The sequence below is a fragment of the Azospirillum sp. SYSU D00513 genome (assembly GCF_017356015.1).
Lineage (GTDB): Bacteria > Pseudomonadota > Alphaproteobacteria > Azospirillales > Azospirillaceae > Azospirillum.
Genome location: NZ_JAFIQV010000024.1, coordinates 60,199 through 74,680 on the forward strand (window position 1 = coordinate 60,199; position 14,482 = coordinate 74,680).

A 14,482-nucleotide genomic window follows, 5' to 3' on the forward strand; every position below is an offset into this window, starting at 1 on the left:
TTCAGGGATATTCCCGCTGCGGCGGAATGGCCGCCGACATCTCCAAGGCACGGGCCCAACGGCACGGGCCCAATGCACGGGCTCAACGCACGGGAGACCGCTCCCGCCGCCGCACGCCCAACGCTCAGGCCCGGTGTTCACGGGGTCAGGGCTGTTCCTTCGCGGTGGCGCGGTCATGCTGGCGGACGGGACCGGCCACCCCGGCCGTCGCCTCATTGTCGGAGCTGGGCATGGACAGCCCCATGTTGGCGGGCTCGAGCGGGGTCACGCCGGACGCGATCCGCGTTCCGTCCTTCATATCGTAGCGCACCCTGACCTGCTTTCCCTTCAACAGGAGAAGCTGGTCGACCGCGACGCCTTTGCCGAGCGCGAAGCGGTCTCCCTTTTGGAAGGTCATGTAGCGCTCGGTGTGGTTCACATCCTCCACGACGCCCTCGGCCGTCTTGCCGTCCGGGGCTGTTTCCTGGGCGAAGGCAGGCGCGCTCGCGGCCCCGAGCAGCAGCACGGCCGCCGTGCCGAATCGTCTCAACATGGTCGTTTCCTTTCCAAATGCCGTCTATTGGCCGCCGCTTCCGGGATTGTCGGGCGTGCGGTCGTAGATTCCGCCGCCGACACCGCCGGGGCTGAGGGTCCGTCCCTCCACCCCGCCCTCGGTGCTTCCGACGGTGTCGGAGGCCTCCTCGCCGCAGCCGGCGAGGGCAAGGCAGAAGCCGAGAAAAAGGAAGGCGCGCATCGTCATGGATCGTCTCCCCGTTGCTGTTCAGTCTATCGCCGTTCGATTTGCCGCCGTTCGGTCGGGACGGGTCAACCGCCCGACTCATGGCCGGCGAGTTCCGAGGCGTTTTCGGAGCGTGTCGGCTCCGAAGGATTTTCGGGATTGCTCGCCCAGAGGTTCGGCCTCTCGACCGGATTGCCTTGCAGATCGGGCGGTGCCCGCCACACCCGCGTCAGGGCCTTCCACAGTTCGGACCGTGGGGCCGGCGCCCCGATCGGGTCCGGTGGACGGTTTCCCTGCGCCGTCGGAGCGCGCAGCTGGGAGGCGCGCACCTCCGGGCCGGTCAGGGCCTGTTCCGTCCCCTTCGACCCGCCGGGTGTTTCCCGGGGCTGGGCCGCCGCGGGCGTGGCGGCCAGAAGCAGGAGAGAGCATGCCAGGATGAGGGCGCGCCCCTTCATCGTCGTCTGCGCCATGGAACGTCTCCATCTGAAGGCCGGCCTTCGTGACCGGCTGCATCGCAGGCCATCATTGCGAAGGGCTGGGGTGCGAGGGCAGCGCGAGCGGCCGGCCCGCGGCCGTCTTCGGCGGGGCCGGGTTCCCGGCCGGGTCGAAGCCCGGAGGCGCGTCGGCGATGCCGCCCAGGAACGGCTGCTCCGGTTCGGGCGGGCGGCTTTCGCCGGCCTGTGCGGTGTCATCCGTCTCCGGCCGGCCCACTCCGGTTTTGGCGTTGGTCGCGCCGGTGCCCGTGTCGTTCAGTTGCCGCGTGCGCGGCTCGTCCACGACCCGATAATCCGGGGAGGCCGGCTGGCGTAGCCCGTCGGCGACGGCGCCGCCCCTGGTGCCGAGCATGCCGGGCTGCACATTCAGGCCGGCCCCGTCCGCGCCGTCCCGCCGGGCGACGGCGGCGGCGTTGTTGGGGGTGACGAGGGCATTGCCCGCCGGCGAACCGAACTGGCGGCCCTTGCCCATTTCACCGCGCTCCAGCTCCGCTCCCGGACCGCCGGTGGCCGTGGCGTCCGGCCGGTCTTGTCCGGCGGCTGGCGGGAGCGTCCGGGCGTCCTGCGCGGACGCCGATGTGACCGGCAGCGCCAGCAGCAGCGCCGCGGTCATGCTCATCATGACCTTCATCGATGTCTCCTTGAATTGATGCCGGCAGGGGCCGGATGGCGAAACAGCGGATCGGCGGCTCGCCCGCGCGACATCGGTTCCCTTCCCGGCCAACGACCGGCTCCGGCACCGGTTCCCTTCCCCGTGACGCCCGGCCCCGGTGCGGCGGGGCGGCCATTGGCATCCTCCAGGCATCGCCGCGACGGAGGGTGGGGCGCCTGAGTTGGATGCCCGGAGGACCACCGAAAAAAGGAGGAACACCGATGTGGAGCCCACTCAGACACGCCGGCCCCGGCCTGCTGCTCGGTCTCGCGCTGCTCAGTTTTCCGGCCCTGTCCCAGCAAATGCCAACCCAGCAAACGCCGCCCCAGCAAGCGAAGGGCACCGCCACGCAGAGCGTCGCGGTGCCCGCCCGGGAGGCGCCGGGCAAGGCGCCGAGCCGGGTTCTGCTGACGTCGGCGGCCGCCTTGTCCGGCTGTCCCGCGCTGAACCGTCTGGGCGAGGAGATGGGACAGCTGGAGTATGTGCTGATCGACGGGCGGAGCGGGGAGGTCCGTTACGCCCTCATCGGCTCCGGCGGGCTTCTCGATCTCGGCGAGGAGGTGACGCCCGTGGACTGGTCCAAGGTCACCGTCGTCCCGGGCGACTTGTATGGGGCGGTCATGCTCAACGCGCTCGCCGAGGAGCTGGAACAGGGACGGCGCGTCTCGCTGAAGGACATCCGGAGCATGGCGAGCCCGTCGTTGGTCACCCGCTTCCAGGAGTTCCTTGTGCCGGCCGGCGAAACGCAGGGTTCCGGCTCGTCCGGCAAGGAGGCCGCGAAGAGCGGAGCCGGCGGGCAGGATCGTCCGGAAAGCAAGGCGGCGGCATCCCCGGCCGTCCGGACCCAAACCGACGGCACCCGATCCGACGGCGCCCGATCCGATGGCGCTGGCGCACCGGAGTTCATCCTGGCCGGCCGCGAAACGGTGATGACCTTGGCCGCTCCGGAACTGATGACACCGGATGCCGTGCGGGGTGCGGCCGTCAGCACGAGCGACGGCGAGGACGTCGGCGACATCGAGCAGATCATGATCGACGTCGAACGCGGGCAGGTGCCTTACGTGCTGGTCGGACGGGGCGGTTTTCTCGGCGTCGGCGAGGAATGGATCCCGGTTCCGTTCCGCGCGCTCACCTGGTCCGCGACGCAGGCGGGCTTCGTCCTGAACGCCGACCGCGAAAAGCTCGGCAAGATGCCGGCGCTGGCGAAAGGCGACCTGCCGGACCGCGTGAAGGGCAGCGACCTGAAGACGCTGTATGACCGCTTCGGCGTGACGCCCTACTGGCAGGAGCGTCAGGGCTGAGGCGGAGCTCCCGACCCCAGGGGGTGCGGCGGGGAACCGCCGATGCGGGGTGAAGTTGGCCGGGAAGAGGGCGTCGCATCGCCCGCAATCTGAAAGGGAGACACGCAATGAAAAAGACATTCCTCCTGGCCGCGACCGCCGTGTCCGTGGCCCTCGCCGCACCGTCGGGGGCATACGCCCAGACCGAGACCCAGAACCAGCAGGGCCAGCAGAGTCAGAAGGCCCAAAACCAGCAGAGCCAGGGCCAGAAGGCGCAGGGCCAGAACGCGCAGGGACAGAACGCGTCGGGCGGCGGGCCGCTCGGCTCGGCCAGGACCGTGTCCCTGGAGCATTGGAACTACGATGATCTCTACCGCAACGGATGGGGCGCCGAGCAGCTGATCGACACGGAGGTGGTCGGCCAGAACGGAGAGGAGATCGGCGAGGTCGAGAACATCCTCGTCGGCCCGGACGGGAACATCCGCAGCGTCATCGTCGCGGCCGGCGGCTTCTTCGGCCTCGGCGACGCCCATTTCGCGGTCCCCTGGAACAAGGTTCAGGTCGGTTCGCGGATGGAACGGGTAACGGTCCCCATCACCCAGGCCAATCACGGCGACTACGACCTGTTCGGCGCGTCCGGTTTCGACGTCGAGGCGAAGTCCGGAAGCGGAGTCCGCCGTGTCGAGGAGGGGCAGGCCGGTGCCGGTCAACCGCGCGTCTGGCGGGCGACCGAACTGATCGGCGACATGGCCCGGCTGAAGGACCGGGCGGGATACGGCTATGTCGAGGATCTGGTTTTCGACCGCCAGGGCAAGCTGATGGCCGTGCTGGTCGAGCCGCGCGTCACGGGCGACCGCGATGCCCGGGGCTCCCGCGCCTTCCCCTTCTACGGGTTCGGCTATGGGTTCGATCCCGGCCAGGACAGCTACAGCCTGCCATACGGCACGGCCGATGTCGGCGGGCTTGACCGGTTCGACGATGGCCGCATGAACACTGCGGCCGAGGGGAGAGAGGAGAGCACGGCCGGGTCGAGCGGCAACGGCGGTCGTGCGGCCGGCACCGGAACCGGCAACGGAAACTGATGCGCGGGGAGGGGCATGGGGAAAGCCTCATGCCCCTCCGGCGATCATCCAAACACTGGCACCCGTGACAATGGCCCCCATGGCGATGGCGTCCGCGCCGCCGTCATGGGGGCCATTGTCACGGGTGCCATCGTCACGGGTGCCGTCCTCATCCCGCCGTTCCCAGCCCGTCCAGCCATCCATGCGCCGCGCCGTAGCGCACGATGTCGGCCCTGGTGCGCAGCCCCAGCTTTTCCGACGCGCGCGCCTTGTAGGTCTCGACCGTTTTCACGCTGACGTCGAGCCGCGCCGCGATCTCCTTGTTGCTGAAACCCTGCGACGTCAGGCGGAGCACCTCGCCCTCGCGCTGGCTCAGGGCTTCCTGGCCCTCGGGGGAGCCCGTCTGCACGGCGTCCGGCAGGGCCTTGTCGGCGATTTCGGGGTCGAGATAGACGCCACCCGACGCGATCGCCCGTATGGCGCGGACCATGTCCTCCGCGGCCGAGCGCTTCAGCAGATAGCCTTTGACGCCGATCTGCATGAGCTGCTGCACATAGGCCCTGTCCTCATGGAAGGTCAGGGCGAGCATCCGGACGCCGGGACAGGTTTCCGCCACGGTGCGGGCCAGCTCGATCCCGCTGATGTCCGGGAGGGAGATGTCCAGGACGGCCACGTCCGGCGCCGCCCGCCGGATCAGTTCCAGGGCGGCGCTGCCCGTCGTCGCTTCTCCGACGAGGGCGATCTCGGGCGCCGCCAGGAGAAGCGTCTTGATTCCCGCGAGAACGACGGGGTGGTCGTCCGCAAGCGCAACGCGGATCGTCGTCATGTCGCCGCTCTCCCTTCGCTTGGCCTGATGGGAACGCTGATGTAGAGGGTGGTGCCCGCACCCGGCGAGGATTCGATCATCAGCCTCCCGCCGACGAGCGAAAGCCGCTCCCGGATGCCGGAGAGCCCGAGGCGGGGCCGGCCCCCGTCCTCCCCACCCTCTTCCGCGTCCGCCCGTCCGTCCCGGGGGGATTCGCTGAAGCCCCGCCCATCGTCCTCGACGATCACCCGCAGGGCCTCGTCCTTCTGCTCCACCAGCACGCTGACGAAACCGGCCGAGGCATGCTTGAGCACGTTGGTCAGGGCTTCCTGCACGATCCGGTAGACGATGGTCTCGATCTCCACCGACAGCCTTTCCCTGTAACCCAGGAACTGGACATCGATGCTGATCCCGTACCGGGCGCTCCAGTCCTTGGCGTAGGTCTGCAAGGCCTTGGTCAGGCCGAGATCGTCGAGCGCGGTCGGCCGCAGGTCGGAGGCGGCCCGGTGCAGGTCCCGCCCGATGTCCTCCGTCAGGTCGCGCAGCCACCGGATGCGCTCGAGGATGGGGTCGCCGCCGCCGCTGCGGGCACGAACCGCATCCTCGAGGCCTTTCAGCCCCAATCCCAGCCCCGTCACCGTCTGCCCGACCTGGTCGTGGAGGTCGCGGGCGATGTGGCGGCGCTCGTCCTCCTGGGCCTGGGCCAGCCGCCGGAGCAGGAAGGTGTGCTCCGCCTCCGACCTCTTGCGGGGATCGATGTCGGCGATGACGCCGTGCAGGACTTTCGGCGGCTCCCGGCCCGGCTGCTCCTGCTCTCCATGCTGGAGGCGGCCGGTCACACGGACCCAGCGCAGCTTGCCGTCCGCCAGGACGGCCCGGAATTCCGTGTCGAGCAACCGCCCTTCCGTCAGGGACGCGCGGATGTTTGCGTCGAGCGATGCCCGGTCGTCCGGGTGAACCGCGCCGATAAGGTCGGAGTAGCGCCACGTGAACGCTCCGCCAGACGCTCCACTCGCCCCTCCATCTGCTGGAAAGGAGGATCGTCCGAACAGTTCGGCGGCGCGCCGGTCTCCCTCGATCACGTCCATGTCGATCATCCAGCGCCAGGTGCCCAGCTCCGCGGCATCCACGGCGATGGCCCGGTATTCCTCGCTGGCCCGCAGCATCATCTGCGCGCGTGCCTCCTCCTCCTGCCGGCGGCGCGCGACGTCCTTCGCCACCAGCGCCGCGAGGATCGAGGACAGGATGAGGCTCGCCGCCGCGCCGCCGATGGCGAAATACCGGGACCGGCGGATGGGCGTGTCCAGCTTCTCGGTCGCGATGCCGAAATGAACCGTCCAGCCTTCCGTGTGCGGAAGGGTCTGGAAGGCGAGGGTCGTCGGCACGCCTTCCAGCGTGACGCCTTCGTAGGCCCCTTCCCGTGCGCGGGTGATGGCCTCGCGCGCCGAAGCGGGGGCGGGGCGCCCCAATTCCATGGGCTCCGCCATGGTGCGCGCGACGTAGTTGCCGTTGGCGTCGAGAATGGCGCCGACCCAGCCTTCGGGCACGCCGGCATCCCTCAGGATCGAGCTGACGCCCTGCGGCGCCAGCGCCACCGAAAGCACATAGCGGAGGTCGTCGTCGCGGATGACGGGAACGCGCAACGACACCAGCTGGAGGCCGGAAATCGGTCCGATCGGTCCGATGTCGCTGACGACCGGCTTCAGGGTCCGGACCACCTTGTCGAAGCTCTTCCGGTCCGCCGTCGGTCCCAGGAATTCACCGAGCGGGCGCAGGAGATTGAGGATCTGGCGGCCGCTCGGGTCCGTAAGCTCGATCGTGTGCCAGAGGGGGTGCCGGGAGCGCAGGCGTAGCGCCTCCTTGTAGAAGGCTTCCAGATCCGGCCGGTCCAGGGCCGTGGAAACCGAAAGGCTCGCGATGGCCTCCAGATTCGCCTGCAGCTCCCCCGAAACCCGGTCCGTGACGTTCCGCACCCTTTCGGCGACCGTGCCCTGGGTTTCCGCGCGCTCCTTCTCGGCCGAAATGTAAGCGATCCAGATGCCGAACAGCAGCATCGGGATGCCCGCGGCCAAGACGAGCGGCGCCAGCAGGTTGAAGGTTCCGCCGACGTCGGGGGACGGCAGGCCTTTCCAGCGGAGCGTGGGCAAGTGCTGCATGGGGGTCGGACCTTCGACGATGCCTTCCATCCGGGGTTTCTTGGAAAACGTTCCAGGAAGCGGTTCGGGGCAAAATCCCCTTCTCAATCGCGGCGCGGTCCTGCCGGATGCCGGGGACGATCGGCCGGCGTCCGGATCGGTCCATACTGCCCCAACGGGGAAAGCTTTGAACGTAGGGAGATGCCCCAGCCCCCTGTCAGGCTTTTCCTGACAGATGCTTTCCATCCGCCTGACTGTTAACCAAGCCGGTCCAAGCACAGATTGCACGGAGCATTCGGTGATCAGCAATTCAGTTAAGGGTTTTGCGTTGTAAGACCATCGACGCGCCTCAAGGCGATTGGCAAGACAGTGATGCGTTCTCTTCTCGGGGGCTGCCACCTGGCTCGCCTTTCCTGATCAACGTGCTTCGTCTCTTTGTGCAGCAAGGAAGATCCACTGGCTCGGAATGATCAGGAGCCAACGCTCTCCTTTCATCGAGGGAGCGCTTTTTCGCAAACGACGAAGTCCTTCGGAGCCTGTCGGCTTCGGCCGAAACCACCGGAGCGTGCCATGACCTTCAATTTCGATCGTGAACTCGTCGCCTGCATGCCGGAGCTGGAGCGCTATGCCCGCCGGCTCGCGCGCAACGTCGCGCAGGCCGAGGATCTCGTGCAGAGCTGCGTCGAGAGGGCGCTGAGGAACCGCGACCGTTTCGAGCCAGGCAGCAACATGCCGGCCTGGCTTTGCACGATCCTCAAGAACCTGCATTTCACGAACTGCAAACGCGCACGGCGCATCAGCGAGACCGAGGTGACGGAAGGCATGATCGTGGCGGGGCCTGCCCAGGAGTGGCAGATCATGCTGCGCGAGACCGGCGAGGCGCTGGAACGGCTGAAGCCCTCGCAACGCCGGCTGATCCGGGCCGTGGCCGTCGACGGCGAATGCTACCAGGATGCGGCGGACGCGCTGAACGTGTCCATCGGAACCGTCCGCTCGAGGCTTTCGCGGGCAAGGGCCGAACTCCGGCTGGCCGGGGCCGGCGGAGCGCCGCGCGGGCGGGTTCGGGCATCGGCATCGGCCGGTGAAACCGCTTGCGCGGCCAGTTCTCCCACACCGCGGCGGTCTGCCGCGTCCCGCGCCGCCGCATCGACGGAAAGCTCCGGGACTGCCCACACGCGCCGCTCTTCCGCGCGTCCCGCGCCGCGCCGGCCGGGAAGCCGGAGGCCGGCCGATGCGCCGTCCGTTCCGCTCCTGCCGAAGCGGACGATGATCGGCCGCGTCGGTACGCGCGGTCTCGCCGGCCTGCTCGCGGCCACCGTCTCACTTTGCGTTGCCTGGAGCCCACCGCCCGCGGCGGCGTTGGATGAGAACCCGCCGGCGCGGTTCGGGATGGCCATGCATGGCTCCCCGAAATACCAGCCCGGCTTCGACCATTTCAGCTATGTGAATCCGCGGGCACCCGCCGGGGGGACGGTGACGCTCGCCGGGGTCGGCGGCTTCGACACCCTCAACCCCTTCACCATCCGGGGCGTGGCGGCATCGGGCCTGAGCAGTCTTTACGACACGCTCATGGCGCCGTCGCTCGACGAGCCCTTCAGCCAGTATCCCCTGGTGGCGGAGAGCGTGCGGGTCGCCGAGGATCTGTCCTGGGTGGAATACAGCCTGAATCCGGCCGCCCGCTTCCATGACGGCCATCCGGTCACGCCCGAGGATGTGATCTTCACCTTCCGCACCTTGCGCGACACCCACCCCTTCCACGCGGCCTATTACGCAGGGGTTTCGGAGGTCCGGAGCACCGGCGGGCGATCCGTGCGGTTCGACCTCAAGCCCGGAGACAACCGGGAGCTGCCGATGATCCTCGGCCAGCTTCCCGTCCTCCCGGCCCATTATTGGAAGAGCCGCGATTTCACGGCGACGACCCTGGAACCACCGCTCGGCGGCGGCCCCTACCGCATCCTGTCCGTCGATCCCGGCCGGTCGATCACCTATGGGCGCGTCGAGGACTACTGGGCGCGCGACCTGCCGGTGAACAGGGGCCGGCACAATTTCAGCGCCATCACCTACGACTATTATCTCGACCCCACCGTGGCGCTCACCGCCTTCAAGGGCGGGCTGATCGATTTCCGGATCGAATCCACGGCCAAGGACTGGGCGACCGCCTACAACACGGCGGACGCCAGATCGGGCCGGCTCCTGCGCGAGGAAATCCCCATCAGCCTGCCGGCCGGCATGCAAGGCTATGTTTTCAACACCCGGCGCGCCGTTTTCACGGACCCGCGGGTGCGTTACGCCATCGCCCACGCCTTCGATTTCCAATGGGCGAACCGGGTGCTCTTTCATGGCGCCTACAAGCGGACGGACAGCTATTTCGAGAATTCCGACCTCGCCGCCGAGGGACTGCCGGACAAGAGGGAACTGGCACTCCTGGCTCCGCTGAAGGGGCAAGTCCCGGAGGAGGTTTTCACCGACCCCTATCGGCCCCCTTCGGCCTCGACATCCCTGGAACTGAGGGAGAATCTGCTGAAGGCCGACCGCCTGCTGGAGCAGGCCGGCTGGGTGACGCGGAACGGCCGGCGGGTGGAGGCCGCGACCGGATTGCCGCTGACCTTCGAGATCCTGCTGAACAACCCGAGCTTCGAGCGCGTCACCCTGCCGCTGGTGGACAATCTGCGCCGTCTCGGAATCGAGGCGCGGGTCCGCACCGTCGACACCGCGCAGTACCAGAACCGCATCCAGAGCTTCGACTTCGACATGGCCGTCCATCAATGGGCGCAGTCGCTTTCCCCGGGGAACGAGCAGCGGAATTACTGGACCTCATCCGCGGCGGCCTCGCCCGGAAGCGAGAACCTGGCGGGCATCCGCGATCCGGCGGTCGACAGGCTGGTCGAACTGCTCATCCAGGCCAGGACGCGGGAGGAGTTGGAAGCCCGTGCGGCCGCTTTGGACCGCGTGCTGCTGTGGGGCCATTACGTGATCCCCCATTGGCATTCCGGCGTGGTGCGCGTGGCCTATTGGGACAAGCTCGAACATCCGGCGAATCTGCCTCCCTTCGGCATCGCCTTCGATGCCTGGTGGGTGGAACCGGCCGCAGAGGCGGTCGGCGAGGCCCGGTGATGTCCCCGTGCTCCAGGGAACCGGAAGGCCGAAAACAACAGCATCGGCGGACAGGCGGCTCATCCGCTTGGATCGAGCCTGTCCCCGCCATCACACCGAAGGAGAGTGCAATGAAACATGCAGCGATGATCGTGCTTGCGAGCGGACTGCTGGCGAGCTGCGCCGATATCTCCACCGGTGCCTACCAGACCGGTGAGGCAGGGCAGGAGGGATCGAGCTCCGGCATCCGGGACGAAGGCGGGATCTACCAGCCGGGCCTCTTCGACGGCGGTCTCGATGACCGGCGCGGCCCTCCGGCCGGCGGCGACAGCCGGATCGATGACGGTTTCCTATGATCCCCGTCGGTTTCGCCGCGGCACGGGCATGGGAGGCCGCGCGCTCCTGGCGATGCTCCCCGCGAAGGCAGGAGGACGGAATGGAAGGAGGGAACGAGGATGGGCGTGCCCGTCAAGAAGAGGCCCCGTCCAGGACCGCATCCGCCCCGTCGGTCGACCCCTTGCGCTTCGGTCATGGAACGTCGAGCCGCTTCCCAAGCGGCGGGCAAGGTCAATGTTGCCAGCTTCCCTACAGGTCCGAAGTCCAGGACTGGCATGGGCACACCGCCGATTATTCCTGGTGAGGATGATGTGAAATTGTATTCATGCCGCTTCAGGTGTGGTGATCAAACATTCTAAAAGCGTAAAAAACTCTACATTTCAAAACGCATGCAAAAAGAATTCTATATTCGATTTTCGATCCGTGCTGGATTTTCTTGAGAGAGATTGCTTTTTGTGAAGTTCTCTTCATGACAGGCCGCCGCGTCAATGGACGGTCTGCGCCACAAGCCAAATGGAGTTAGCAATGCGTGCACTACTCGTTTCGACGGTTGCGTTGGCAATGTCGCTTTCGGGCGCGGCTTTCGCCCAGAACCAGCAGGGCAGCAACCAGCAGGCTCAGCAGGATTCGACCCGCAGCTACAAGGACGTGGAGAACGCCTTGAAGCAGGCGGGCATTCAGGACGTCCGCACGCTCAACGCCGCTTATCTCGTGAGCGCGGTGACCAAGAGCGGAGAGCAGGTGACCCTCGTGGTCGACCCGCCGGCGTCCAGCGGTTCGTCCTCTTCGGCCAGCGGCAACCAGCAGAGCGGCAATCAGCAGAGCAGCGGCCAGCAGAGCAGCGGCCAGCAGAGCGGCTCCTCCGGGCAGCAGATGGCTCTCCAGAGCCAGCAGCAGGTCCGTGACAGCCTGACGAAGGCGGGCTTCTCGAACGTCCAGATCCTGGACGCGACCTATCTGGCGTCGGGTAAGACCAAGAACGGCGACCAGATCACCATGATGATCGATCCGACCGCGGCCACGGGATCGAGCGGTTCGACCAGCGGTTCGGCGAGCGGCTCGAAGGGGATGAGCGGCCAGTCCAAGAGCGGCCAGAGCGGCTCCTCCTCCCAGTAAGGAGACCGACATGACCATGGCGCGGCGGCAAGCCGCGCCATGGTTGGACCCACCGGATGGAGGAGGGAAATGCTGAAACCCGTGATCGCGGCCACGGCCGCCATGATGCTGGCTCTCGGCTCCACGGCCGCTCCGAGCCTGGCGGAAGGAATCATCGAGAACGGAAACGAGGGCCTGTTCGAAGAGGGCTCCGAACCGGGCTCGGGCCTGGGCGAACGGCGCGGTTTCGCCGGAAACGACTACGAGAACGAAGCCTTTCCGCAGGAAGACGGCGCTGGCCTTGAGGATGGCTCGATGGCCGCCGGCGAGGGCGAAGACCCTTTCGAGGACGATGAAGGCATCGCGTCCGGTGGACCGGGCGACGAGGAGTTCGGCGATACCGGCGGCTTCATCGAGGATGAAAACGAGGTGGAGGTCGATGAGTGACCCCGGCCGGCACGCCGTCGGCAAGCCCGGAGTTTTTTACCCTTTCCACAGGCGGGCGGCGGTGACCGGCCGAACGGCCCCGCCGCTTTGGCCCGGATGCTTTGGAGGAAGAACCATGAAATCGATGCATGTCGCAGCGCTCGCGCTGCTGTCCGCCGTCTCGTTCAGCGCGGTCTCTCTCGCCGACTCCTCGAAGGGCGGTGCCGAGAAATCCGGCAGCGCGCAAGGGGGCGTGGAAAGCCTCGCCGAGAAACGCGGCGGCGCCCTCGGAAAGAACCCGGAAGCCGTGACGCAGAAGGGCGGGCAGGGGCCGGAGGCCCAATCCGGTGATGCCGGGGTGGCCGCACTGCCGGAGGGCAGCCTGGCCGCGAAGCGCCAGGAGACGATCGGCACGCCGCCGGAACCGGTCTACCAGGGCGGCGGCGGGAATGCCGCGCAGAAGGAAAGGGCCGAGGAGCGGAAGCAGTCCGGCCAGAAATGACCGGCCGCGGCGTTCCGCAACACGTCCGGACGCCGCCGCACGCCATCGAGAATTCCAAATCCAACCCGCTTCAAGGAGGTTCCGCCATGAGCAACACATCGACAGTGTCGGTGCAGCGCCTGCTCGGCGGTGTCGCTGTGGTTGCCTGCCTCTTGGCCGGCCCGGTCACCACCGTGTCGGCCCAGACGAACGGACAGGGCAGCGCCGGGCAGAACAGCGCCAGTCAGGGCACCGGACCAGCCGCCAATCAGGCGCACCCTGCTCCCGCCAGCTTCGCCGATCTCGCGAAGGCCAAGCAGCCGGCCGTCGTGACGATCACCGCGACCAGCGCGCCGCCGGCCCGCCAGCAGACCGCGAACGAGGCGCCCGGACAATCGCCGTTCCCGTTCCCGCCCGGCACGCCGTTCCGTGATTTCCTGGAGGATCTCCTGCGTCGGCAAATGCCGGGCGGCGGCCAGTCGCCCCAGTCGCCCCAGTCGCCCATGCAGCCCATGCCGGAACGGCCCACCTCGGCGCTGGGCTCCGGCTTCGTGATCGATCCCTCGGGTTACATCGTGACGAACAACCATGTCGTCCAGAAGGCCGACAAGGTGCAGGTCACCCTGCAGGACCGGCGCCAACTGGACGCCAAGATCATCGGCACCGACCCTCAGACGGACCTCGCCTTGCTGAAGGCGTCCTCCGACAAGCCTCTGCCGACGGTGCAGTGGGGCGACAGCGAGGCGTTGCAAGTCGGTGACTGGGTGCTGGCGATCGGCAACCCCTTCGGCCTTGGCGGCACCGTCACCGCCGGCATCCTGTCGGCCCGCGGGCGCGACATCGGCGCCGGTCCCTACGACGACTTCCTCCAGACCGATGCCGCCATCAACAGCGGCAATTCCGGAGGACCGATGTTCGACATGGCCGGAAACGTCATCGGCGTGAACACGGCCATCTTCAGCCGAAGCGGCGGCAACATCGGGATCGGCTTCGCCATCCCCTCGGCGCTCGCAAAGCCGATCATCGCCGAACTGCGCGACAAGGGCCGCGTCACGCGCGGTTACCTGGGCGTTTCCATTCAGCCGCTCACCCCGGACATCGCCCAGGCGCTCGGCCTCCCGGACCGGTCCGGCGCGCTGGTGGCCGAGGTCGTCCCCGACAGCCCGGCATCGAAGGCCGGGATCGAGAGCGGGGACGTCGTCACCAAGTTCGGAGGCGAGACGATCGAGGACGCGCATGAGCTGAGCCGGGCCGCGGCCATGACGGCACCGGGCAGCACGGTTCCCGTGACGGTCTGGCGCAACGGGAAGAGCATCCCGCTGGAGGCGCGCGTCGCCGAGCTGCAGCCCCCGGCCCAGCAGGCCGAGGCCGAGCAGGTCAAACCGGCGGAGGGGCAGCTCGGCATGACGCTCGCCCCCATGACGCCGGAACTGCGGCAGCAGTTCGATCTGCCTCAGACCAGCCAGGGCGCCGTGGTGGTCCAGGTGGCTCCGGACAGCCCGGCCGCCCGGAACGGCTTCCAGCCGGGCGATGTCATCGCGAGGGCCGGCCAGCAGCCCGTGGACGAGCCGTCCGACGTGGCCGATGCCGTGAAGCAGGCGCGCGACGCCAAGAAGGACAGCGTGCTGCTGTTGCGCAAGCGCGGAGAGGGAAGTCTGTTCGTACCGCTTCCACTCGGTTGAGGCCGTGCCGGAATTCGTTGCGGCGAAGTGATTTTGGCCGTGGTGTCGGACCCGTCTTCCCACCTTGCCGGTTCAGCCGACGCTCGATCACTTCAACCCGCTGGCCTGCACCGCTTCCTATGCGGACCTGCCGGCGGCCGCCGGCAACGGCTGACAGAAGCGGCCGTCGGGGACAGGGAGGAGCCGGGATCGTCCTGCCCCATTCCAAAAAGCCCGGTCAAAAG

Annotated in this window: 14 protein-coding genes; 8 read left to right on the plus strand and 6 right to left on the minus strand. The window is 67.9% G+C overall.

Annotation, left to right across the window (positions count from 1 at the left end; genetic code table 11):
• Positions 1 to 145: 145 nt before the first annotated feature.
• The 4 genes from JUB11_RS18195 to JUB11_RS18210 all read right to left on the minus strand — a co-directional run bounded on the left by JUB11_RS18195 (position 146) and on the right by JUB11_RS18210 (position 1,843).
• Positions 146 to 532, minus strand: coding sequence for a DUF1344 domain-containing protein (locus tag JUB11_RS18195; protein ID WP_207459998.1), 387 nt, complete (start codon positions 530 to 532; stop codon positions 146 to 148).
• A 24-nt stretch (positions 533 to 556) separates the two neighbouring features.
• Positions 557 to 739 (minus strand): hypothetical protein, encoded by a 183-nt coding sequence (locus JUB11_RS18200; protein ID WP_207459999.1) that lies wholly within the window; start codon positions 737 to 739, stop codon positions 557 to 559.
• A gap of 65 nt (positions 740 to 804) precedes the next feature.
• On the minus strand, positions 805 to 1,188 hold the full coding sequence (locus JUB11_RS18205) for a hypothetical protein (protein WP_207460000.1): 384 nt from the start codon (positions 1,186 to 1,188) through the stop codon (positions 805 to 807).
• A 52-nt stretch (positions 1,189 to 1,240) separates the two neighbouring features.
• The gene (locus JUB11_RS18210; RefSeq protein WP_207460001.1) at positions 1,241 to 1,843 is read right to left on the minus strand and encodes a hypothetical protein; all 603 of its coding nucleotides are present in this window, start codon (positions 1,841 to 1,843) and stop codon (positions 1,241 to 1,243) included.
• 242 nt (positions 1,844 to 2,085) lie between these two features.
• Between JUB11_RS18210 and JUB11_RS18215 the strand changes: the two genes are divergently transcribed.
• A complete protein-coding gene (locus tag JUB11_RS18215) occupies positions 2,086 to 3,165 on the plus strand; it encodes a PRC-barrel domain-containing protein (protein ID WP_207460002.1) in 1,080 nt (359 codons plus the stop codon).
• A gap of 107 nt (positions 3,166 to 3,272) precedes the next feature.
• Positions 3,273 to 4,226: a PRC-barrel domain-containing protein gene (locus tag JUB11_RS18220; RefSeq protein WP_207460003.1), complete on the plus strand. Its 954-nt coding sequence runs from the start codon at positions 3,273 to 3,275 to the stop codon at positions 4,224 to 4,226.
• Positions 4,227 to 4,374: 148 nt separating this feature from the next.
• Here JUB11_RS18220 and JUB11_RS18225 read toward each other — a convergent pair whose 3' ends face one another.
• Together JUB11_RS18225 and JUB11_RS18230 are read right to left on the minus strand one after the other, a co-directional pair.
• On the minus strand, positions 4,375 to 5,031 hold the full coding sequence (locus JUB11_RS18225; RefSeq protein WP_207460004.1) for a response regulator transcription factor: 657 nt from the start codon (positions 5,029 to 5,031) through the stop codon (positions 4,375 to 4,377).
• A complete protein-coding gene (locus JUB11_RS18230) occupies positions 5,028 to 7,166 on the minus strand; it encodes an ATP-binding protein (protein ID WP_207460005.1) in 2,139 nt (712 codons plus the stop codon). Before JUB11_RS18230 ends, JUB11_RS18225 begins: the two co-directional genes overlap by 4 nt.
• 549 nt (positions 7,167 to 7,715) lie before the next feature.
• Here JUB11_RS18230 and JUB11_RS18240 point away from each other — a divergent pair.
• The 6 genes from JUB11_RS18240 (at position 7,716) to JUB11_RS18265 (ending at position 14,258) form a co-directional block, all read left to right on the plus strand.
• Positions 7,716 to 10,259, plus strand: coding sequence for a sigma-70 family RNA polymerase sigma factor (locus tag JUB11_RS18240; protein ID WP_247887149.1), 2,544 nt, complete (start codon positions 7,716 to 7,718; stop codon positions 10,257 to 10,259).
• A gap of 110 nt (positions 10,260 to 10,369) precedes the next feature.
• A complete protein-coding gene (locus tag JUB11_RS18245; protein WP_207460006.1) occupies positions 10,370 to 10,594 on the plus strand; it encodes a hypothetical protein in 225 nt (74 codons plus the stop codon).
• Between the two features lie 505 nt (positions 10,595 to 11,099).
• Complete coding sequence (locus JUB11_RS18250; RefSeq protein ID WP_207460007.1) at positions 11,100 to 11,690, plus strand: PepSY domain-containing protein; 591 nt, start codon at positions 11,100 to 11,102, stop codon at positions 11,688 to 11,690.
• Positions 11,691 to 11,759: 69 nt separating this feature from the next.
• The gene (locus JUB11_RS18255) at positions 11,760 to 12,116 is read left to right on the plus strand and encodes a hypothetical protein (RefSeq protein ID WP_207460008.1); all 357 of its coding nucleotides are present in this window, start codon (positions 11,760 to 11,762) and stop codon (positions 12,114 to 12,116) included.
• A 115-nt stretch (positions 12,117 to 12,231) separates the two neighbouring features.
• Positions 12,232 to 12,597 (plus strand): hypothetical protein, encoded by a 366-nt coding sequence (locus JUB11_RS18260; protein WP_207460009.1) that lies wholly within the window; start codon positions 12,232 to 12,234, stop codon positions 12,595 to 12,597.
• 86 nt (positions 12,598 to 12,683) lie between these two features.
• Positions 12,684 to 14,258, plus strand: coding sequence for a DegQ family serine endoprotease (locus JUB11_RS18265; protein WP_207460010.1), 1,575 nt, complete (start codon positions 12,684 to 12,686; stop codon positions 14,256 to 14,258).
• Positions 14,259 to 14,482: the final 224 nt, after the last annotated feature.

Excerpts from the sequence above, each read along its gene's own strand:
- JUB11_RS18230 (WP_207460005.1), bottom strand. The coding sequence starts at position 7,166 with ATGCAGCACTTGCCCACGCTCCGCTGGAAAGGCCTGCCGTCCCCCGAC.
- JUB11_RS18255 (WP_207460008.1), top strand. The coding sequence starts at position 11,760 with ATGCTGAAACCCGTGATCGCGGCCACGGCCGCCATGATGCTGGCTCTC.
- JUB11_RS18200 (WP_207459999.1), bottom strand. The coding sequence starts at position 739 with ATGACGATGCGCGCCTTCCTTTTTCTCGGCTTCTGCCTTGCCCTCGCC.
- JUB11_RS18240 (WP_247887149.1), top strand. The coding sequence starts at position 7,716 with ATGACCTTCAATTTCGATCGTGAACTCGTCGCCTGCATGCCGGAGCTG.
- JUB11_RS18210 (WP_207460001.1), bottom strand. The coding sequence starts at position 1,843 with ATGAAGGTCATGATGAGCATGACCGCGGCGCTGCTGCTGGCGCTGCCG.
- JUB11_RS18195 (WP_207459998.1), bottom strand. The coding sequence starts at position 532 with ATGTTGAGACGATTCGGCACGGCGGCCGTGCTGCTGCTCGGGGCCGCG.
- JUB11_RS18215 (WP_207460002.1), top strand. The coding sequence starts at position 2,086 with ATGTGGAGCCCACTCAGACACGCCGGCCCCGGCCTGCTGCTCGGTCTC.
- JUB11_RS18260 (WP_207460009.1), top strand. The coding sequence starts at position 12,232 with ATGAAATCGATGCATGTCGCAGCGCTCGCGCTGCTGTCCGCCGTCTCG.
- JUB11_RS18225 (WP_207460004.1), bottom strand. The coding sequence starts at position 5,031 with ATGACGACGATCCGCGTTGCGCTTGCGGACGACCACCCCGTCGTTCTC.
- JUB11_RS18250 (WP_207460007.1), top strand. The coding sequence starts at position 11,100 with ATGCGTGCACTACTCGTTTCGACGGTTGCGTTGGCAATGTCGCTTTCG.
- JUB11_RS18205 (WP_207460000.1), bottom strand. The coding sequence starts at position 1,188 with ATGGCGCAGACGACGATGAAGGGGCGCGCCCTCATCCTGGCATGCTCT.
- JUB11_RS18245 (WP_207460006.1), top strand. The coding sequence starts at position 10,370 with ATGAAACATGCAGCGATGATCGTGCTTGCGAGCGGACTGCTGGCGAGC.
- JUB11_RS18220 (WP_207460003.1), top strand. The coding sequence starts at position 3,273 with ATGAAAAAGACATTCCTCCTGGCCGCGACCGCCGTGTCCGTGGCCCTC.
- JUB11_RS18265 (WP_207460010.1), top strand. The coding sequence starts at position 12,684 with ATGAGCAACACATCGACAGTGTCGGTGCAGCGCCTGCTCGGCGGTGTC.